The 21,724-nt window shown below is 56.4% G+C and carries 15 protein-coding genes and 1 riboswitch; of the genes, 11 read left to right on the top strand and 4 right to left on the bottom strand.

The window, feature by feature from the left end; translation table 11 throughout:
• Window positions 1-5 precede the first annotated feature (5 nt).
• The 6 genes from QLQ17_RS14290 to QLQ17_RS14265 all read left to right on the top strand — a co-directional run bounded on the left by QLQ17_RS14290 (window position 6) and on the right by QLQ17_RS14265 (window position 5,733).
• Window positions 6-2,891, top strand: a complete 2,886-nt coding sequence (locus tag QLQ17_RS14290; RefSeq protein WP_283210285.1) for a formate dehydrogenase subunit alpha — start codon at window positions 6-8, stop codon at window positions 2,889-2,891.
• 15 nt (window positions 2,892-2,906) lie between these two features.
• Entirely contained in the window at window positions 2,907-3,515 is a 609-nt protein-coding gene (gene fdh3B / locus QLQ17_RS14285; protein WP_283210284.1) for a formate dehydrogenase FDH3 subunit beta, read from the top strand.
• A gap of 87 nt (window positions 3,516-3,602) precedes the next feature.
• Window positions 3,603-4,784: a formate dehydrogenase subunit gamma gene (locus QLQ17_RS14280; RefSeq protein WP_283210283.1), complete on the top strand. Its 1,182-nt coding sequence runs from the start codon at window positions 3,603-3,605 to the stop codon at window positions 4,782-4,784.
• Complete coding sequence (locus QLQ17_RS14275) at window positions 4,781-4,909, top strand: hypothetical protein (RefSeq protein ID WP_283210282.1); 129 nt, start codon at window positions 4,781-4,783, stop codon at window positions 4,907-4,909. Before QLQ17_RS14280 ends, QLQ17_RS14275 begins: the two co-directional genes overlap by 4 nt.
• Window positions 4,902-5,171 (top strand): sulfurtransferase TusA family protein, encoded by a 270-nt coding sequence (locus QLQ17_RS14270; protein WP_283210281.1) that lies wholly within the window; start codon window positions 4,902-4,904, stop codon window positions 5,169-5,171. The genes QLQ17_RS14275 and QLQ17_RS14270 overlap by 8 nt, the downstream gene beginning before the upstream one ends.
• Window positions 5,172-5,301: 130 nt before the next feature.
• Entirely contained in the window at window positions 5,302-5,733 is a 432-nt protein-coding gene (locus QLQ17_RS14265; RefSeq protein ID WP_283210486.1) for a potassium channel family protein, read from the top strand.
• A gap of 58 nt (window positions 5,734-5,791) precedes the next feature.
• On the opposite strand, the gene QLQ17_RS14260 is transcribed toward QLQ17_RS14265, so the two are convergent.
• The 3 genes from QLQ17_RS14260 to QLQ17_RS14250 form a co-directional block, all read right to left on the bottom strand.
• On the bottom strand, window positions 5,792-7,009 hold the full coding sequence (locus tag QLQ17_RS14260; protein WP_283210280.1) for a D-amino acid dehydrogenase: 1,218 nt from the start codon (window positions 7,007-7,009) through the stop codon (window positions 5,792-5,794).
• 161 nt (window positions 7,010-7,170) lie between these two features.
• A riboswitch (glycine riboswitch) is annotated at window positions 7,171-7,269 on the bottom strand.
• 122 nt (window positions 7,270-7,391) lie between these two features.
• Complete coding sequence (locus tag QLQ17_RS14255; protein WP_283210279.1) at window positions 7,392-9,806, bottom strand: YbcC family protein; 2,415 nt, start codon at window positions 9,804-9,806, stop codon at window positions 7,392-7,394.
• Window positions 9,803-11,419 (bottom strand): NADH-quinone oxidoreductase subunit L, encoded by a 1,617-nt coding sequence (locus tag QLQ17_RS14250; protein ID WP_283210278.1) that lies wholly within the window; start codon window positions 11,417-11,419, stop codon window positions 9,803-9,805. Before QLQ17_RS14250 ends, QLQ17_RS14255 begins: the two co-directional genes overlap by 4 nt.
• Before the next feature lie 103 nt (window positions 11,420-11,522).
• Here QLQ17_RS14250 and QLQ17_RS14245 point away from each other — a divergent pair, with 103 nt between their 5' ends.
• The 4 genes from QLQ17_RS14245 to QLQ17_RS14230 all read left to right on the top strand — a co-directional run bounded on the left by QLQ17_RS14245 (window position 11,523) and on the right by QLQ17_RS14230 (window position 19,606).
• Window positions 11,523-12,434 carry a LysR family transcriptional regulator gene (locus tag QLQ17_RS14245; protein WP_283210277.1) on the top strand — a complete coding sequence of 304 codons (912 nt, stop codon included), beginning with the start codon at window positions 11,523-11,525 and terminating at the stop codon, window positions 12,432-12,434.
• A 219-nt stretch (window positions 12,435-12,653) separates the two neighbouring features.
• Entirely contained in the window at window positions 12,654-13,871 is a 1,218-nt protein-coding gene (locus QLQ17_RS14240) for an efflux RND transporter periplasmic adaptor subunit (protein WP_283210276.1), read from the top strand.
• Entirely contained in the window at window positions 13,864-17,013 is a 3,150-nt protein-coding gene (locus QLQ17_RS14235) for an efflux RND transporter permease subunit (protein ID WP_283210275.1), read from the top strand. Before QLQ17_RS14240 ends, QLQ17_RS14235 begins: the two co-directional genes overlap by 8 nt.
• A gap of 109 nt (window positions 17,014-17,122) precedes the next feature.
• Entirely contained in the window at window positions 17,123-19,606 is a 2,484-nt protein-coding gene (locus tag QLQ17_RS14230) for a sensor domain-containing protein (RefSeq protein ID WP_283210274.1), read from the top strand.
• A gap of 23 nt (window positions 19,607-19,629) precedes the next feature.
• Here QLQ17_RS14230 and QLQ17_RS14225 read toward each other — a convergent pair whose 3' ends face one another.
• Window positions 19,630-19,911 (bottom strand): zinc finger domain-containing protein, encoded by a 282-nt coding sequence (locus QLQ17_RS14225; RefSeq protein ID WP_283210273.1) that lies wholly within the window; start codon window positions 19,909-19,911, stop codon window positions 19,630-19,632.
• Window positions 19,912-20,097: 186 nt separating this feature from the next.
• Between QLQ17_RS14225 and QLQ17_RS14220 the strand changes: the two genes are divergently transcribed.
• Window positions 20,098-21,651, top strand: a complete 1,554-nt coding sequence (locus QLQ17_RS14220; protein ID WP_283210272.1) for a methyl-accepting chemotaxis protein — start codon at window positions 20,098-20,100, stop codon at window positions 21,649-21,651.
• Window positions 21,652-21,724 lie beyond the last annotated feature (73 nt).

The raw sequence follows: 21,724 nt of genomic DNA, 5'->3' as shown, positions 1-21,724 counted from the left end.
TCAAAATGTTAAGGAAGAAAACCAACGGGGTAGCGAAAGGCTCCCGTGCGGGATCTTTGCTTTCCTCCCTCGCTGCTAAAACCATGGACCGCCGGGGATTCCTTGCGGCTTCAGGTGTTACAGTGGGCGGCCTCGCGGCACTATCCCTGACATCCAACCGAGTCAAGGCGGCCACACCCTCATCCGAGGGTGGCAAAGTCGAAATCAAGAAATCCGTATGCACCCACTGTTCTGTCGGCTGTACCGTGGAAGCCGAAGTGCAGAATGGCGTCTGGACGGGTCAGGAACCCGGCTGGGACAGCCCTTTCAACCTGGGTGCCCACTGCGCCAAAGGGGCTTCTGTGCGTGAACACGCGCACGGCGAGCGACGCCTGAAAACGCCCATGAAAATGGTCGACGGCCAGTGGCAGAAGATCTCCTGGGAAACGGCGATCAACGAAATCGGCGACAAGATGCTCCAGATTCGGGAAGAAAGCGGTCCCGATTCCGTGTATTGGCTGGGCAGCGCCAAGCACAACAACGAACAGGCTTATCTGTTCCGGAAATTCGCCGCCTACTGGGGGACCAACAACGTTGACCACCAGGCCCGTATCTGCCACTCAACCACGGTAGCAGGCGTAGCCAACACCTGGGGCTACGGTGCGATGACCAACTCGTATAACGACATCCACAAGTCACAGGCGATTTTCCTGATTGGCGGCAACCCTGCCGAGGCCCACCCGGTGTCGCTGTTGCACATCCTGAAGGCGAAGGAAGAAAACAACGCACCGCTGATTGTTTGCGACCCTCGCTTCACCCGCACCGCGGCCCACGCCGATGAGTTCGTCCGGTTCCGCCCGGGCACTGATGTGGCGCTGGTCTGGGGCATTCTCTGGCACATCTTCGAGAACGGCTGGGAGGATAAAGAGTTCATCCGCACACGCGTGTGGGGCATGGAACAGATCCGCGAAGAGGTGAAGCGCTGGAATCCTGAGGAAGTTGAGCGGGTTACCGGTGCGCCGGGCGCCCAGCTGGAGCGCGTGGCGCGTACACTGGCCAACAATCGCCCTGGCACCGTCATCTGGTGCATGGGTGGTACGCAACACACCAACGGCAACAACAACACCCGCGCCTACTGCATCTTGCAGCTTGCTCTGGGCAACATGGGTACCACGGGTGGCGGCACCAATATCTTCCGCGGTCACGACAACGTGCAGGGCGCCACTGACCTGGGCGTTCTGGCCAACACATTGCCTGGCTACTACGGCCTTGCCGCAGGTTCCTGGGCTCACTGGGCTCGCGTTTGGGAAGAAGATCTGGACTGGCTCAAAGGACGCTTCGCCACCCTCGACAGGAACGGCAAGTCCAAGGCCATGATGAACGAGAAGGGTATTCCGGTCTCTCGCTGGATTGACGGTGTGCTGGAAGCCAAGGAAAACCTTGAGCAACCCGACAACACTCGCGCCATGGTTTTGTGGGGCCACGCGCCCAACTCACAAACCCGTATGCTGGAAATGAAGGAAGCCATGGAGAAACTCGACCTTCTGGTCGTTGTGGATCCTTTCCCGACCGTTTCGGCAGTCCTGCACGACCGAAAGGACGGCGCTTACCTGCTGCCGACCACTACCCAGTTCGAGACCTACGGCTCGGTAACAGCCTCAAACCGTTCGCTGCAGTGGCGTGAGAAAGTGGTTGAACCGCTGTTCGATTCCAAGGTGGACCACGAGATCATCAAGCTGTTCGCGGACAAGTTCGGCTTCACTGACCGCATGTTCCGTAACATCAAGGTGGAAGGTGATATTCCACTGATCGAGGACATCACCCGGGAATTCAACCGTGGCATGTGGACCATCGGCTACACCGGCCAGTCGCCTGAGCGGCTGAAAAAGCACATGCAGTACCAGCATCACTTCGACAGGACCACGCTCCGTGCGAACGGCGGGCCTTGTGACGGTGATATCTACGGCCTGCCGTGGCCTTCCTGGGGTACCGCAGAGATGAACCATCCCGGAACACCGAACCTCTACGACATGTCGTTGCCGGTTTCTCAAGGTGGTCTGACGTTCCGTGCTCGCTTCGGCGTTGAACGAGATGGCGACAACCTGCTGGCCGAAGGCGTCTACTCGAAGAACTCCGAGATCAAGGACGGCTACCCGGAATTCACCATGCAGATGCTGATGGATCTGGGCTGGGATAAAGACCTGACGGCCGAGGAACGAGCCACCATCGACTCGATTGCCGGCCCGAACACCAACTGGAAGACCGACCTTTCAGGCGGTATCCAGCGTGTGGCGATCATGCACGAATGTGCGCCCTTTGGTAACGCCAAAGCGCGTGCCGTGGTCTGGAACTTCCCGGACCCAGTGCCGATTCACCGCGAGCCGCTGTACACCAATCGCCGTGATCTCGTCGAAGATTATCCAACCTATGAGGATAAGACCTTCTGGCGCGTACCGACGATGTACAAGTCGATCCAGAAAGACGACTTCAGCAAGGAGTTCCCGATCATCCTCACCTCTGGCCGTCTGGTCGAATACGAAGGTGGTGGTGACGAGACTCGCTCCAACCCCTGGCTGGCAGAATTGCAGCAGGAGATGTTCATCGAGGTGAATCCGCGTGACGCGAACAACCTGAACATCCGTGACGGCAAGGACGTCTGGGTTGCAGGGCCTGAAGGCGGTCGCATCAAGGTAAAAGCAATGATCACCGAACGTGTCGGGGAAGGCGTAGCCTTTATGCCGTTCCACTTCGGCGGACATCTGGAAGGCAAGTCATTGAGGAACAAATACCCTCAGGGCGCCGATCCGATTGTCCTGGGTGAATCCACTAACGTTGTTCAAACATACGGGTATGACTCGGTCACGCAGATGCAAGAGACCAAAGCCACCCTATGTTCGATAATGCCGGCATAACAAGAGGTGTAGATCATGGCACTTGAAGGACAAGCACGAGCAAAATTCCTTTGCGACGCCGAACGCTGCATCGAATGTAATGCCTGCGTAACGGCCTGTAAAAATGAGCATGAGGTTCCCTGGGGCATCAACCGTCGTCGGGTCATAACACTCGAAGATGGCAAACCCGGAGAGCGCTCAATTTCGGTAGCCTGCATGCACTGTTCAGACGCGCCTTGTATGGCCGTCTGCCCGGTGGACTGCTTCTACCAGACTGAAGACGGCATTGTGCTGCACTCCAAGGATCTCTGTATTGGTTGTGGTTACTGCTTCTACGCATGCCCGTTTGGTGCACCACAGTTCCCGCAGGCGGGTAACTTTGGCAGCCGCGGCAAAATGGACAAATGCACCTTCTGTGCAGGCGGCCCGGAAGAAGACACATCCGACGTGGAGTTCCAGAAATACGGTCGCAACCGTATCGCAGAAGGCAAGTTGCCCATCTGTGCGGAAATGTGCTCAACCAAAGCCCTTCTGGCTGGCGACGGCGACGAAGTGGCGGATATCTATCGCCAACGCGTGGTGAACCGCGGTTTCGGTTCTGGCGCCTGGGGATGGGGTACGGCTTACGAGAAGAAAGGCGCTTAACGCGACCTTATTGATCCGGGGCCTTTACGGCCCCGGCTTCCATCGAAGGATTCGATTTCTTCTTGTAGCTTCCGTTGGAGTGCTCTCATGAAAATAAAAATGTTGGGTGCCGTCCTCATTGCGATGATGGCACTGATCGCGAACCCCGGCTGGGCCCAGTCTGCCCAGGAAGGCGCCGAGGTTGACCGATCTGCTACCGGGGGCGCTCAAACCCTCGAAGACATCCTGCGCCGTCAGAAACAGCTCGAAGTGGATGAGTCCTTTCGCTCTGAAAACCTCGGGAACAAAGACGCGGCGCCGCCGATTGACGGCCCTTTGGGCACTCTGGGCGGACAATCGAATTCCGACATTTGGCGGGAAATTCGATACAACAAAATCGACCCCTACGTTGCCTCGCCCGGCCCTGCAAACAAAGTCCTGATTCAGGACGAGGGCATTGCCTGGTACAAGCTGCGTGAGGGACCGGTTATCACCTACGGTGGCCTGGCCATTCTCGGGATCATCGTGTTATTGACCATATTTTACTTTGTCCGTGGGCGAATCAAGATCGAAGGCGGCCCTGCCGGGACCACGATTGAACGCTTCAAAGCCATCGAGCGATTCGGGCACTGGCTTCTCGCCGGCTCGTTTATTGCCCTTGGCATCACTGGCCTGATTACGCTGATGGGGCGCAGTTTCCTGATTCCCGTGTTGGGCGATGAAGCGTTCGCCACATTGGCCGCAGGCTCAAAGTGGATTCACAACAACGTTGCCTGGGCTTTCATGCTGGGTCTGGTGATGACGTTTGTCATGTGGGTCGCCCACAACATACCCAACAAGCTGGATTGGCAATGGCTGAAAGCCGGCGGTGGTATTTTCTCGGACAGCCACCCGTCGGCGAAAAAGTTCAACGCAGGCCAGAAGATTATCTTCTGGACCGTGATGATACTCGGCGTGTCGGTCTCCCTGTCGGGGCTATCTCTGCTGTTCCCCTTCGAGATGCCGATGTTTGCCGACACCTTTGGCATCATCAACAGTGTGTTGGGCACCAATCTGCCAACCGTGATGACGCCCCACGAAGAGATGCAATACGCCAACATCTGGCACTCGATTGTGGCCTTCGTAATGATGGTTGCCATCATCGCCCACATCTATATCGGCTCGGTCGGTATGGAAGGCGCTTTCGACGCCATGGGCAATGGTCAGGTCGATGTGGAGTGGGCCCGACAGCACCATGATCTGTGGGTTGAAGAAGTGGAGCAAAAAGAAGGCAAAGGAGGGACATCATGAAAGTCATGATTGCAGGATTTGCAGCCGCCCTGATTATTGCCGCCATCGCACCTCAGGTTCTGGATCAGTTCGGATGGTCTTCTGCGGAACAATACAGCAACCCTGAAACGGTGCGACTTGACTGATCAGTCAGCTGCCAAGCAAGCGGAAGCGGACGCAACAGAGGTATACCAGATCGACGCCGTCGGTCTGGTATGCCCGCTTCCAATTCTACGATTAAAAAAACGAACCCGGGATCTTCCCAGCGGCACCCAGGTTGAGTTCCTCACAGACGATCCCAGCGGTCGTAAAGACCTTCAAGTACTTTGCGATATGACCGGGCACAAACTCGAATGGACTCGCGAGGAAAACGCCGGGGTCATTCGCTACTGCATTTCCCTGGCCTGAGACCGGTGCCGGGCCAGCCAAGAACCCAGAACATACCCGTGACGACACCCACTCCTTCCAATGCACGGATGTTATGCTTCTATCCGACATTCAAAACGGAGCATTTGACCAGGTGACGGCGACAGACCCTATGGTTCTCTTCAACGCAACGCTCATCAACGCGCTGATCGTGATCATCGTGGTGGTTATTCATAATCAGGCTCTCCTTCGCCTGAGTGGCCTGCTTTCCAGAATGCACCAGGGGCATCACTTTCGCCTGATCACAGGCGTGCTGGGAATCCTTGCAACCCATACGTTACAAGTCTGGATTTTTGCGGTGGCCTTTTATCTGATGAATCACTCGGCGAGCTGGGGAGAACTGGCCGGCAACTTTGACGGCAGCATTCTGGACTGCGTGTACTTCTCGTTCTCCACCTTCACGACACTGGGTTACGGCGACATCGAGGCGTTCGGTGTGCTGCGTTTCCTGACCGGCATTGAAGCGCTCACAGGATTGGTTCTCATCACCTGGAGCGCCTCCTTCCTGTTCGTGGAAATGCAGAAATACTGGCCCAGTCGTTAAGCCCGCATCGCCGCAAAAAGGCGGAAGACCTGCCGCATAGACTTGATCAGCCGACGCCTCAAGATCTCTGATCGACGGTTTCCGCCAGCATTTCAGCCGTAATGGCAGACAGGGTCCAGCCCAGGTGACCGTGGCCGGTGTTGTAGAAGACGGTCGGCAGTTTGCCGGTGCCAACCCGTGGCATCATATTGGGCATCATTGGACGAAGCCCTGCCCAGGGTACAACCCGACGAGTGCAGACACCCGGGAAACATTCTTCCACCCAGCGAGTCAGCGGTTTGATCCGGTCGTCGCGGATGTTGCGGTTAAATCCGTTGAACTCGGCAGTACCGGCTACCCGGAAACGACCATCGCCCAGGCGACTGGTCACCAGCTTGGTGGCGTCGTCCAGCAGGCTGACGGTGGGTGCCGCTTTCTGGGATTGCTCGTCGTCCAGTTGAACGGTGATGGAGTAACCTTTAACCGGGTACACGTTAACCCGATCGCCCAGCTTGGCCGCCAGTTCACGGCTGCCGACACCGGCGCAAATCACCACACCATCGAAAGTATCCCGGTGCTGTTGCTCGTCGTCATAGGCGGTAACCCACGCGTGTTTCTCGTCCGCGCTCAGTTCAGTCACCGTCTGGCCATAATTGGTTTTTACACCCAGGCGGACGATTGCTTCGGCCAGACCGTTGGTGAACATGTGGATGTCACCGGTGGAATCGCTCTCGGTAAAAAAGCCGCCGTAGTAGGTGCCCGCCAGGGTCGGCTCGATGGATTTCATTTCCTCTGGCGTAACCGGGCGACGCTCAAGGCCGCCTGCCGCCAGCAGTTTGGACACATGGGCAGCGTGATCAAAGCCGGCTTTGTCACGATAGATGTGCAGAATGCCCTGTTTCTTCAGGTCGAAATCGATGCCTTCGTCCTGAGCCCACTGAAACAGGTAGTCGCGAGCGGCAATCGCCAGTCGCGCGGTTTCGGTGGTGTTCTTCTCGTACTGGGGGATTGCGGCAATGAATTCGGCAAACCAGCTGAGCTTGTGCCAGGAAGGCTTGGGGTTAACCAGCAGCGGAGCGTCGCTGCGGAACATCCATTTGAAGCCTTTTTTGATGGTCTGCAAATTGTTCCAGACTTCGGCGTTGGACGCTGACAACTGTCCGCCATTGGCGAACGAGGTCTCCATCGCCGCGTAACGGTGCTTTTCGTAAACGGTAACGTCGTAACCACGTTTGGCGAGGGTGTATGCGGTGGTAATACCGGTAATTCCGCCACCAATGACTGCAATGCTTTTCATTAAACTCTCCATTTCCATAGGCGCCCAGGGTTACCTTTCTACCAGTTGTGGTAAAAAGCACCCCTTCCGTCAATGGACCTGAGAGATTCACGCGCCGAATCCGGCGGCTTGCTCCTTCGGTGTGCCGACTGACGCAGCCGTCGACAGCTCTTCGGAAAGTCTTCGCGCTAGCGGTCCTTTTGCCTGAGAGTTTCCGGGGCAGTTGCTCCTTCGGCGCCGGTTCAACGCACTCGCTGACCGATCTCTCCCGCTAGCACGACGAGGTTTTCAGCCTCATCGAGTAGGAAAAATAGCAAAATTTAGGGCTTATCGAAACAAGAAATAACCAGCACCCTCCAAACAGGCGCTTTATATCCGCGTGGCAGTCTTTGCTTTAGCCACGTCAGTGCCACTGTCCATTGCGATAATGCTCTACCCCGGATTCAGCCATTCGGCACAGTAATACCCACTGGTTCTCCACCAGTTCCGCTACATTTCTATGTTTTGCGAGCACCGCTTCAATTCTTTCGGCAGGGGCGTCGATCAAAACCGTCAAGCGGACCGGCTCATGAAACCACCGCTGTCCATCATGAACCGACTGCAACGGTAAGCCGATTCTTAAATCCGGTGAGTTGCCTTCAATCACACCAACGTTGCCGCCCACAACCGAATGCAGGAGTTTATTCCCGGCGCCATAGACGTCAGGTGTAGCGACTGAGGCGAAATACTGCATGTTGATCCAATTCGCGACGACCATGGGGGCCGTCATCAACGTTTCCAGAATCTCACCGTTCTGATCCTGGTCCGGATCGTAGTCATGAAGGAACACCCGGCCCCCAAGATTCGCGCCTCTGGTCTTCTCGCGCTTTGCAAACACAATCGCCGCGTTGTTCGTCAAACCCCATTCGGGCCTTACCTCGGCCCAATCGTCCCCGCGAGTCCTCATCTGCTTCAACAACCGGTCGTCGTCCAGGTCTTTGAGCCCAAGCGCTGCCGCGCGTTCTCTGCGAGCGCCCGCTCCCGCCTCGGCAAAGGCCGCCTTGAGCTCGTGCAGCCTGACTAAATGGGTTTCAGGCACCGCTTCCTCATCAAACAGCGTGACTTCGTCCGTCAGCGTGCAATGTTCGGCACCCACCGCCCAGACAAAATCCGGAATTCTGATGCCTTGCTCCGCCAGTTCTGCGCGCACCGCCCGTTCATTGACCAGCTCGGCAGCCAGGCGGGCATTAACACCGCCACTCTGGCCCCCGCAGGCGCCACACTCAAGGCCCGCATGGTGGGGATTATTGCTGGTATGGGTACCGTGCCCGACAAACACCAGCAAAGGCGCAAACCCTGCTGTCAACGACATACCACGGAGCATGTTCGCGACAAGATCGGCTTTCTGGCGGTCAGTGACCGGATCGCCCCCTACACGCTGAACCAGCCGCTGTTCGGAAGCGATCCGGGGACGCTTGCCTACCGGGCGTTTCAGGCTATCCCTGACCAGCTTCCAGGCCCAGGCCAGCCCCGTGGTTTCAACCAACGTGAAGGTGGACAGGCCACTGTACTTCGCGCCGCGAACCGCAGAACGGGCGGCCTCTTTCTGATTCAGTGCTTTATGTGCCAGTTGATCCGCCTGCTGGCTTCCGAGGCTATCCACAAGCCGATAAGACGCGGCCAGAAGGCCCGGTAAGCGGCGAACCGGTTGGGAAGGCCCGTGTGACCGATGCTCAATCGGCAAACCAAAGAAACCAGCAAAGCCGAGCGTCTGGCCAGTAGGCTGGGCGCGCTCCAGATGGCGACGCATAACCTCAGACCGGACATCAATACAGAACACCGCCTGGAACGATGGGGCTTTAGAGCAGTTGCTTTCAACGGGGCGATCCCGCATCGACTGCCAAAGTGATCTTTGATAGCCGATCTCATAGGCTCTGTGCCATACCCAAAGATGCCTGGCAGGTTGAACAATCCGCTGACGCGTTGACCGTCTTTTCAACCAACTGGCGCGCTGCTCGGACGAAAAAAGCTCAAGACCGACGCCTTCCCAAGCCAGCAAAATGGCGAGCAACTCCCAGACCCGTTCAGAAGCCTGGCCCTCAAGCTCACAGCGCCAATCCTCACCACGGCACCAGGAAGCCCACCCATTGATCATCAGAAGCAGGCTATGGGCCAGCGCCTCAAGCTCAGTGTTGCCGAGGGATAGCCGTTCAACGACATTCTTTACCGCATCGCTGGCATCTTGTGGCACCGTTTTCAAAACCTGCCGCGCTCCGGCAAGGCCGGTCAGAGCGTCCAGCGACAGTTCTGCCCGGCTCTCTTTCAACCAGAATTCGAACAGACTGCTTTCGGTCTGTGCGGTCGTCCATCCCGCCTGCCTGCGATCAAAATAGACAGTGCAAATCCGCGCCACTTGTTCGCACACTGCACGGGAAACAGACTCATTACCGGACGTGGGCGCGAAAAAGTCGAGGGTTGAACGTTCGCTGGCGTCCGACGCTTCCTCAGGCTGCTGCAACCAACGCAAAAGCTGCTCTTTGTCACTCGAGAGGCTGCTCTCTTTCAGGCTCGCTGCAAGATCCTCGGACGTAATTCGCCCCTCGGCCCAGGCCTCATCGTAAAAAGCCTTGGGAGGCAGAACAGAAAAGCCACCCCGCTGTTTCAGCACGCTATCGGCCCACTGGACCGGCAGGTATTTCAGACCCCAATAAGGGTTCACCGCAATCAATTGATCCAGCGGCCATATCGGTGCCACATGCTTACAGGCAGACCTGAGCGAATCTTTCCAGTCGCCAAGCATGGTATTACAAGCCTTTTGGGCAATCGTTGAACCGGTCATGACTGTTCCTCAGCGTGAGATGGACTCTTCGGAACCGGACGCAACAACGTCGGCATCCTCAACGATTCAATGGCAAGCCCCCGGGTTAGCCTGTCGAATGGCTGCTCGAGGTAAAGACCAGATCGGAAATGCGTGCAAAGTGTCCTGGTAATCTCATAGCGAGAACTCAGTTGGGTAACAGCCGTTCCCAGAAGCAGACCTGTGACCATCACCGAGCCGATTGCGTACGCAACCAGCGGAAGTTCAACCGGTGCATGGGCAGGAATCGCTGGCGCCACAATAAAGTGAAGAAGCCAGTATCCGGGTATCAGCGCCACGGCCAAGATGCACAGGTAGGTCGCGTTCAACCGACTGATACCACTCGGAATTCCATAGGACGAGAAACTCACCGCCAGAATCAGAACGGCAGCCAGCACCGGATTGTTCTGAACCAGCTGTGGTGCCATCCCGATGATGGCCATCGCGGCAAGAGCGCAAAGCCCGGCCCTTGCCAATCGATAGCGCAGGGCCGTGGCCGGGAATCCAGGCTTGGAGGACACAGACACGGTGCGCCCCGATGCAAGAAAGGAGTGCGCCTTGTAAAGCGAATGTGCCAGCAGATGAAGCAGAGCCAGAGTGTAAGCACCCATGCCAATTTCAAACAACATAAAACCCATCTGGGCACAGGTCGACCAGGCCAACGCGTGCTTGACGGATGACTGGGTCATCATCGTCAGCACCGCGATGACGGCGGTGCTGCCGCCGACGACAAGCAAGACCAGGTGACCAGAGGTGAATCCGTCAAACACCGGGAAGAGCCGCAGCCAGAGAAAACCACCCAGATTGATAACCCCGGCATGCAACAGGGCGGACACCGGCGTGGGCGCTTCCATCACCCGTAGCAACCATCCGTGGAATGGAATCTGGGCGCATTTGAGTACGGCAGCCAGCGCAAATGCGATGGACGCCAACCATGGATACTCACCCGTTCCTCCACCGGAAGCTGTCGACGCAACGATCTCTGGCAGCAGAAAAGTACCGTGATGGGAGTAAAGAAGCCCAACACCAGCCAGCACCAGCGCATCCGCGATACGACTGACAATAAATTTCTGAACAGCCGCCAGACGAGCCTGAGGCCTTTCACCATAAAGCGTCAGTAGATGATGCAGTGCCAGACTGACAGCAACCCACGCACAAGCCAGGATCATCAAATGGTTGGTGAATACCAGCACGCAGACGGAACCAATGATCACCAATAACCAGGGGAGGAACCGTTGGCGACCGGGATCGTCGCGCAGATAGCTATCGGCAAACCGCAGAATGACCCAGCCGATGAAGCTGACCATGATCGCCATCCATACAGCGAGACCATCCGGATACAGACCCAGGAAACCGCCTGCGTCGCGCAATGTGGCGGTAAACAGGAGGTTGGCCTCCAGAATCAACCCGATGCCCACAGCAACAGACAGGCAAAGAACGGCCAGCAGTACGTTCTGGGCAATTCGCCAGTAGAGCCCTGAAGTTGCGGCACCCTGTTTATATCCAGCCACCGCCGCCAGCAACAAAAGGCCAACGACGCTTGTGAGCCAGGCCGCGAGCAAGCCAACGTTGATCAGTTCCACCAATGAAGTCATTCGAGTCATCTCCCTGTCATTGGCGCTAGTGTGCACAGCCCTGCTCAATATAAAAAATGGTTTATAATGAACCGATCGTTCACTTTTATAGAACATTTCAGGTATGAAACTTAACTACCACCATCTTTTCTACTTCTGGCGTGTAGCACGCTCCGGACACCTGACCAGAACCGCAGAAACGCTGCATATTTCGCAGTCGGCGCTGTCCGGGCAGATCCGAAAACTCGAAGAGAGCCTGGGGCAGCAGCTTTTCGTTCGCGAGGGTCGACGCCTCAAACTGTCCGAAGCGGGCCGACTGGCCTTCTCCTATGCCGAGGACATTTTCAAACAGGGAGAAGAACTGGCAGAGCTGTTCGCTTCAGGCGTCAGACCGAATAGGGAATTGGTGAGAATTGGTGCCGTTTCGACCCTGTCCCGCAACTTCCAGGAAGGCTTCCTGAGGCCATTACTGACCCGTGAAGACCTCGAAATGAGCTTGCACAGCGGAAACCTGGAAGAATTGCTACGGCAGTTGGCCGCGCATCAGCTGGATCTGGTCCTGTCCAACCAGCCCGTTCAGGGCAATGAGCAGACCCCATGGCGTTCCCGGATGGTTGCCCGGCAACCCGTCAGCATCATTGGACGGCCGGGGCTTGCCTCAAGTGATGAGGTCATTGATCTCCTGCGAAACCACACGCTGATTGTGCCGGGAACCAAGAGCAACATCCGCCAGGCTTTCGAGCAGGTTTGCGAATATCACCGATTACGGCCCACGATCGCGGTTGAGGTCGACGACATGGCCATGATGCGACTTTTGACCCGCGACACAGATCACCTGGCCATTCTGCCGCCGGTTGTGGTGCGAGACGAGCTTCAAGCGGGCACCCTGCAGGAGTATGGCGAGCTGCCCGGGGTCTATGAAGATTTTTACGCCATCAGCATTCGTCGACAGTTCGTATCCCCGACTTTAAGTGCGCTGCTGTCTCAGACTTCCGAGGAACTGGTGAATCCGGTGGTAAGCACCGATCCCTCATAAAAGAGCCAATCGCCCCCTGTGATGCGCTGCGGATCAAAAAGCGAGTGTCAAAATCGTGTAAAACCCGTCCAGACCTGAAGCCCTGGCGCCCAATCAAAGTCTGTCAGTGTTATGTTCCCGTATAGTCACACCATAGGCACCAACGAAGGCGGAGGTGCGACGTTCAGAGACCGCGCTGGCCGGTCGTGTTCAATTCTTTGACAGGGAGAATACCGAGGCATGAGCCACCCCGTGGACGAGAACTCCGTTCGCCCCGAGCGCGGCAAAGCCAGCGTACTGAAAACCCTTCTGGTGTCGCTTTTCATCGTGGCGATCGGTGCTGGCCTGGTCTGGCTGATTTTCAAAACCGAGCCGACCGCCACTCGCAAGGAAGCTGCCCGCGAAACCGCCATGCTGGTGGATGTCCAGAGTGTCAGCCGTGGTCGCTACAAACCCACCATTGAGGTGCTAGGACAGGTTATGCCGGCGCGGGAAGTTAACCTCGGCTCCAGGGTGTCCGGTCAGGTGATCGAACAATCGGAAGCCTTCAATCCCGGTCAACGGGTGAAGGAGGGGCAACTGCTGGTGCGAATCGACCCGGCAGACTATGAATCAGCGCTGGAACAACGACAGAGCGAATTGCTGCAGGCACAGGCAGATCTGGATTTGGAACAGGGTCAGCAAGCCGTTGCAAAACGGGAGTTGGAGCTATTTGGCGACAATATCGAGACGGCCAACGAAGCCCTGATTCTGCGCCGCCCCCAGCAGAAACAGGCCGAGGCCCGGCTGGCCGCCGCCAGGGCTGCGGTGCGCCAAGCCAAGTTGGCTCTTGAACGCACCTACATTCGCGCGCCTTTTCCCGCTCAGGTGCTGACACGCGAGGTTACCCTTGGTTCTCAGGTCAATGTCGGTCAGGCGCTCGGGCGCCTCGTGGGCACCAACCAGTATTGGATAGAAGCGACGGTCCCACTGACCAAACTCCAATGGCTGAGTTTCGACAACAATCCGGAGACCAGCGGCGCAGCAGTCAACCTTTACCACGACACCGTCTGGCCTTCCGGCCAAAGTCGGCAAGCAAAACTCACCCAGCTTGTCGGCGAACTGGACAGCAATGCCCGCATGGCCAGAGTGTTGATCACCGTGGATGACCCCCTTGCTCTGAACGAGTCCGCCGGCCAGCCTCCGCTTATTCTGGGTACGTTGCTGCGAGCCGAAATTGAGGGCCGCGCGCTGGAAAACGTGATTCGACTGGATAGAGCCCTGATCCGCCGCAACAACACGGTCTGGGTGATGGAAGACCGCAAACTGGCCATTCACGACGTGACCATTGTTCTGCAGGACGAGAATTACGCCTATATCAGCGACGGCCTGGAAGAAGGTGACCAGGTGATCACCAGCCAGCTGGCCTCGGTGGTCAGCGGTGCCGACCTCCGGCTGGAGGGCGACAGGGATGAGTGAAGCCCGGCGTCGAAAGGGCTGGGTTGGCCCCATCGAATGGATGGCCCGCAACTCCATCGCCGCGAACCTGATCATGATCCTATTGCTGGCCGGGGGCCTATGGATGGCCACCCAGGTTCAGAAAGAGGTGTTCCCGCAGTTCCAGCTGGACATTGTTCAGGTCAGAGTCAGTTATCCAGGCGCGGCACCAGAGGAAGTGGAACAGGGCATTCTCCTTCCGGTAGAAGAAGCCATTCAGGGCATTCAGAGCATCGAGGAAATGACCTCCACCGCTCGCGAAGGCAGCGGCAACATCCAGTTGGAGCTGGTGTCCGGCACCAACCGCATGCAGGCACTGCAAGACATCGAGCAGGCGGTAGATCGCATCCGCACGTTTCCCGAACAGGCGGAAGAACCCCGTGTTCGCCTGATCACCCCAACCCGGGACGTCATGGAGCTGACGCTCTACGGCGATGTCGACATATGGACACTGCGCCAGCTGGGTGAGCAAGTGCGCAACCGGCTACTGGCCGAAAACGCCATCACCCAGGCCGTGATCGACGATGTGCCCGCCTACGTGACCAGTGTGGAAATCCCGCTGGAAATCCTGCGCAAGTACGACCTCACCTTGGCCGAAGTAGCCAGCAGGATCGGGCAATCCAGCGAAGACATTGCGGCCGGTTCCATGGCCACCGGCAATGGCGACATTTTGCTGCGCCTGAAAGATCGCAAACAGTGGGCCGACGCTTTCGAGAACATTGTGATTCTGAACGCCGAATCCGGTGCTGCCGTTACGCTCGGAGAGATCGCCACCGTGCGCGATGGCTTTGAGGAAGGCGGTTTTCATTCCCGCTTTAACGCCCTGCCCTCAGTGGAAATCGAAATCTTCCGCACCGGTGACCAATCGCCTCTGGACATTGCCGACTCGGTTGAAAAGGTCATGGCAGAGCTGGAAGTCACTTTACCGGACGCCGTCAGCGTGCGCATCGACAGCAACCGTGCGGAACACTTTGAAGACCGCATGACCATGCTACTGGAAAACGGCGTGATGGCCATGGTGATTGTGCTGGTCATCCTTAGCCTGTTCCTGGAATACCGCCTGGCGTTCTGGATCATGATGGGCATGACCATCTCGTTCGTTGGCAGCGTTCTCTTCCTGCCCGCCATGGACGTCACCGTGAACATGATCTCCATGTTCGGCTTTCTGATGGTGCTGGGCATCGTCGTGGACGACGCCATCGTGGTCGGCGAGAACATTTACGAATACCGGGAACAGGGCATGAACTTCATGGATGCGGCCATACAGGGCGCCAAGGACATTGCCGGCCCGGTGACCTTCAGCATCCTGACCAACATCGTGGCTTTCCTGCCGTTACTGTTCATCCCCGGCGCCACAGGTAATTTCTGGTGGCCGCTGGGGATTGTGATCATCCTGGTGCTGGCCATTTCACTGATTGAAGCTCTGTTCATCTTGCCCGCTCATCTTGCTCACAGCGGGCAAGGCAGCGTGACGGTCTACGGCCACTGGATGCACGGAATCCAGCGAGTGTTCTCTCGCGGCTTTCAGACCGTGGTGGATAAAGGCTACCGGCCATTGCTGGATCTGGCACTGCGTTTTCGTTACATCACCCTGACCACGGCGCTTACCATCATGGTGGTGTCCGGCGCCTATGCCATCAGTGACCATATGGGCATGATCATGATGCCGGAGGCGCCCACGGATGAGATAGAGGCGGGCATTAGGCTACCCACTGGCACCACGGCAGAACGTGCCGGCGAACTGGCCATGATCATCACCCGGGATACCCAGAGACTGTTTGAGGAACACAATCTGTCCCGCAACGTGGAAGGCATCAAGACCAACGTGCGCGGCCAGGAATTCATCGATGTAGAACTGGTATTGCTGCCGGGCGATCAGCGGGACATGACCGTTAACGAAATCATCGAACTGTGGCAAAACGAGCTGGGCGATTTTAAAGGCGTTGATCAGATTACCTTTGAAGCCGAGCAGGGCCCCGGCAGCTGGCGCGACGACATCAGTGTGGACCTCAGCCACACCGACATAGATACCCTGGCAAGGGCCAGCGAACGCTTCGTGCAGGAACTGAAAAAGCTCGGCCAGACCCGTGGCGTGAACGACAATTACTCCACCGGCAAGCCGCAGTTCGACATCAGCCTGACGGACGAAGGCCGTGCCCTCGGCCTGACCGGCGCCGATGTGGGTCGCCAGCTGCGGGATGCCTTCTATGGCAGTATCGCCCTGCGCCAGCTTCGAGGCATCAATGAGAACGAAGTCCGCGTGCGACTGCCGGAATACCAGCGCAAGGATCTGCACTACCTGGATAACTTTGTCATCCGCACCAGTGGCGGTCAGACCGCCGGGAGCCAGAGCGTAGCGAGTCAAGAAGTGCCTCTGATGGACGTGGCCAACCTGACCATCTCCGAATCCTTCCGGTCCATCGACCGGCGCGATGGTCGCCGGGTCATTACCGTAGGCACGGATGTTGAACCGAAATCCGCTACAAGCCAGGTTCTGGAGGTCATTCAGACCGAACTACTACCGCAACTGCGAACGGATTTCCCGGGGCTGACGTGGACCTTTCAGGGCAGCCAAGCGGAACTGCGGGAGTCTACCGCCGCGCTCTGGGGCGGTTTTGGGTTGGCCATGTTCGCGATCTACGCCCTGCTGGCCGTGGCCTTCAGCAGCTATCTGCAGCCGCTGGTAGTCATGCTGGCCATTCCATTCGGGGCTGTGGGTGCCATCATTGGCCACATGATTCTCGGAATGGAACTGTCGCTGGTCAGCATCATGGGCATCGTCGCCCTCTCTGGCGTGGTGGTGAACGACTCGCTGATCATGGTGTCTTACGCCAACCGCCAGCGCGAACGCCTTGGCCCTGCCCAGGCCATTTACGAAGCGGGCATTCGCCGTTTCCGGCCCATCCTGTTGACCACGCTCACCACCTTCGGTGGCCTCACGCCGATCATCACCGAGACCTCCCTACAGGCCACCTACCTGATCCCCATGGCCGTCTCCCTGGGTTTCGGCATCGTCTTCGCCACAGCGCTGATATTGTTCCTGGTGCCGTGTCTTTACCTTGTGCTGGAAGACACAAGGCACTGGTTCCCTGGAACGCAAGGTAGCCTTATAAGAAATCCCTGATCCTGATTTCTGAGCTATACTGTTATCGCACCGAACGAGAAATGCGAATCACCGCGAATCAGCCTGCCAGGTTACCTGAACTATCCTCGTTCAGTCAGAGTATAAAGCCATGGATTTCAGCCACACGTCTGCAGTGACAGACGACCAGGCCGCCTTGCTGTCGGAGGTTGCTCGCCAGATCAGTAACGGCGTCATCGTCACGGATGAACAGGGCCTGATTACCTGGATCAATCCGGGCTTCGAAACCATCACCGGCTATCGTCTAAGTGAAGTCCTGGGGAAGAAACCGGGCGATTTCCTGCAAGGCGAACAGACCGATCCCCGTACCGTCGAATACATACGACAGCAAGTCGCTGAGAACAAAAGCTTCACCTGCGAGATCATCAATTATCATCAAAAGGGACACCCGTATTGGGTTCGCACTCTTTACCAGCCGATCACTTTGCAGAGCTCAGGCTTCAAGGGCTTTATGGCGATTCAGAGCGATATCTCGGCTGAAAAGGCCAGCCAGGAGGAACTTGAGTATAGCCTACAGTTTCATCGCGCCATCCTTGGCACGCTCTATGACGCCGTCGTAACCACCGATCTCAAGGGTACAATTAAAAGTGTTAACCCTGCCCTGGAAGAGATGTTCGGATACCAGGACAAAGAGCTCATTGGTCAACCAATTACCAAACTGATGCCACAGGAAATGGGCCAGATCCACGACGGCTATATGCACGAATACGCAGCCAGTAAGAATCATTCGAGCGCCATCATGGGCAACCTGCGAGCAATACAAGGTGTCCGGGCTGACGGCTCACTCCTCAGCCTGCGAGCTGCGGTCACCGAGACCGAATTCCACTCTGAAAGGCTCTTGGTCGCAGCCATGTACGACATCACCGAAAGCGAGAGTCGTCAGGCCGAGCTACAGGGATTCCGCGCAACTCTTGATAACACGCTCGACTGCGTTTTCATGATTGACGCTCAATCACTTCAATTCTTTTACGTGAATGAGGGTGCATCGAAGCATGTCGGGTATTCCCGCGAAGAAATGCTCACCATGCATCCTTACGAAATACAGCCCAATTATCCGGAAGAGCGGTTCAGAGAGCTCACCGCTCCGCTCGTGAGTGGGGACGTCCCATCTCTGAACTTTGAGACCGTTCATCGCCACAAGAAGGGCTTTGACATCCCGGTGGAAGTGTCACTTCAATACATGACGCTGACGGACGAACTGCCTCGTTTTATCGCCATCGTGAGGGACATATCCAGACAACGTAAACAGCAAAAGGCGATCGAGAAACTCGCTTACTACGACCCACTGACAAATTTGCCGAATCGGAGACTGATTCGGGAATACATTTCTGACTGCCTGCAACAAAGTGAGGCATCTGGCTGCTTTGGCGCTGTCATGCTGACCGATCTGGATAATTTCAAAACCGTCAATGACACCCTGGGACATCGAACGGGGGACAACCTGCTAATCGAAGTCTCAAACCGATTTGTGGACATTATCGGGGACAAAAACGCGATATCGCGACTGGGCGGAGACGAGTTCCTGATCGTTTTTATTACCTCCGAGCGAGATCGCAGGAAAGCCATCGAATCACTGACGGATTTGGCGCGTCAACTGCTATGGGCGGCCTCAAAGCCGACCGATGCTCTTGGGAGTGCGCGACCGATTTCCACCAGTATCGGCATCGTACTGTTCAACAACGCGTCGGTCACAGCCAGCGATTTGATGCGTATGGCTGACATTGCCATGTACGACGCCAAGAACAAGGGCAAGAACAGCTACAGCCTCTTTGACGGGGCCATGCAAAAAAGGCTTCTGGAGGAACAGAGTCTGACCGTGGAGCTGAACACCGCTTTGCGGGTGAACGAGGAGATCATTCCATGGTTTCAGCCAAAGGTCGATCAGGATGGCCAAATCACCGGCTTTGAAGCCCTGGCTCGGTGGATGCACCCCTATCATGGTTTAATGACCCCTGGCTCCTTTATCGAGCTTGCTGAGCGCCAGAACCTGATGGGCGTGTTAAGCGACAGGATTCTGCTTCAAAGCTGTCACTGCATGAGCAAGTGGCGAGAAAAATACGAGATTGATGAAATGACGGTGTCGGTCAATATCAGTCAAAGTCAGCTGACCATGAGGGATTTCCCTGAACGGGTAAAACAGATACTGGCCGAAACCGGCCTTCCCCCTGAAGCATTAGTGCTCGAAATCACCGAAAGCGTTGTGGCGGAAAACATTCAGCATTCTGTCTTGCAAATGAAACAACTGATTGATCAGGGCATCACTTTCTCGATGGACGACTTTGGCACCGGTTACTCGTCACTGTCCTATTTACGAGAACTCCCCATCTCTGAATTGAAGATAGACAAGAGCTTCGTCGAAAGTCTTTTACACGATGAAGAGGGCTTTTCCATCGTCAGGTCTATTCTCAATCTGGCTGACAGTCTCAAGCTTTCCGTGGTCGCCGAAGGCATTGAAACGCACGAACAATGGCAAGCGCTCAAAAACCTTGGCTGTGGTGGTTTTCAGGGCTATTTTTTCAGTCGCCCCCAGCCGGAAGAGCAGGTCATCGAAAGCTTGCAACGCCTTGCAGAATAAGCTGCCTACCCAGATCCGGTGAGTTAGCCCGCGTTCTGGCAGCATGGACAGAAATAAAGCCGACGACTGGCTACCCGGATCTTTTGAATCGGCGAGTCGCATAAGTGGCAAGCCTGCCCTTCCCGATTAAAAACGCGGTGCCTGCGCTGGCCAAACGTCCAACCCGCCTGTTTCAGTCGCTCTGCCAATTCCGACTCGAAAGCTTTGTACCGATCGAAGGCAAAAAACACCTGCTCGGCACGCTGACCACCAATCGCGATCTCTATGTCATCCACCATACGACGTATTTCAGGGCCTTCCGGCATAATCGGTATCCAAACTGCATTGCTAAACAACGGAGTTTCATCAGAGATGGCTAAAGTTTACGATCAACTGCCGATCACAGATGTAGCTCGTGTCGAATTCAATGGTCAGACTTGTCGTCTGAAATGAGTCGCATCTAGACTTCCATTAGAAACCCGATCAATCGCCAACTTAGAACGTAAAATGAGATGAGAAAAAACTTACCTGTTACCCAGACAGAGCGCCGGTTTTCCCCCGGACAAAAGCTGATTTCCTCGACAGATCTTCGCGGCAAAATCAGCTACTGCAATCAAACGTTCGTCGATGTAAGCGGTTTCGCCCGCGAGGAATTGATCGGGCAACCGCACAACGTCATCCGCCATCCGGATATGCCGCCCGCCGCCTACGAAAACATGTGGTCCCACCTCAAATCGGGGCAGCCCTGGATGGGATTGGTAAAAAACCGCTGCAAAAATGGCGACTTTTATTGGGTTAAAGCCTACGTCACGCCCATCACCGAGGCTGGCAAAGTGATCGGATACGAGTCCGTGCGGGTTTGCCCCGACAGAAACGATGTCGATCGGGCGGAACGACTTTACCAGCGGATCAATAAAGGCGGCAGTGCCATTCGCTGGCGGGACAAATATTCCCTTGGCGCCCTGGCATTCGTCGCTCTGGCGGCCTTTGCGATTGCACTTTACGCCCTCGGTTTTTCGGCCTACGCGATGGGGCTGTCCACTGCCGGGCTATTGGGTGCAACTGGTTGGAAATTGGCTTCCGATCATAAACGGCATCGTGAGCTCCACGAACTTTTGGGCAACACCTTCACTGACCCCCTCGCCGCAAAAGCCTTTACGGACGACCCGCTGTCCGTCGGGCGAATCAAGGTCGGTGTGATCGCGCAAAAGGCGCATCTGGACACCGTGCTCACGCGAATGGAAGACGCTGCGGGCCAGGTCTCATTGCAGGCAAACAAAGGAATGGAAAACGCCTACGAATCAGAGCAGGCGCTGCAACAACAGGAAGCCGAGACAGAACAGGTCGCCACTGCCGTTCATGAAATGTCCACGACCATCGGGGAAGTCTCGTCCAATGTACAGGCAACCGCCAATCGGGCGGACGAGTCAAAAGAGATGGCGATAAACGGGAAACAGGTTGTCGTTTCCACGCGAGAATCCATCGAACAATTGAAAGTCACTGTGGACGATATCCGCAAATCCGTGAGAGAGCTGGCTGAACAAACCAAAAGCATCGCAAGCGCAGCCGCCATTATCGAGGAGATTGCTGACCAGACCAATCTGCTGGCGCTGAACGCCGCCATTGAAGCCGCCAGGGCCGGTGAATATGGCCGGGGGTTTGCCGTAGTTGCCGATGAGGTCCGTAACCTGGCCCGCAGAACCCAGGATTCGACTCAGGAGATTCAATCCATTGTTGATGCTCTGCGACAAGGTTCAGATAAATCGGTCGCCGTTACCGAAAAGGGCACCAAGGCAGCTGAACGGGGCCTTGAGAAAATGCTCGAAACGGAAACGACACTGTCTGACATTGCAACGGCAGTTGGTGAAATCGCAGACATGGCATTACAGATGGCGGCCGCCGTGGAAGAACAGGCTCAGGTTTCTGACCAGATCAATCAACAGGTCGAAAACATATCCAGCCTGGCGCAAAAGAACCGGGAAAAAGGCGCTGAATCTGCGGAAACTATCAAATCATCCAATCAGGTTGCCCGAACAATGCACGAATTGGTCATACACCTCCGGTAGTCGCCACTTATCGTCACCCGAAGAGCCAATTCACGGATTGATCGTACCCTATGTTGAGCCCATTGATGTTGGA

It is taken from the genome of Marinobacter sp. CHS3-4 (genome assembly GCF_030053415.1).
GTDB lineage: Bacteria > Pseudomonadota > Gammaproteobacteria > Pseudomonadales > Oleiphilaceae > Marinobacter.
This window is presented reverse-complemented; position numbering and strand designations above follow the sequence as displayed.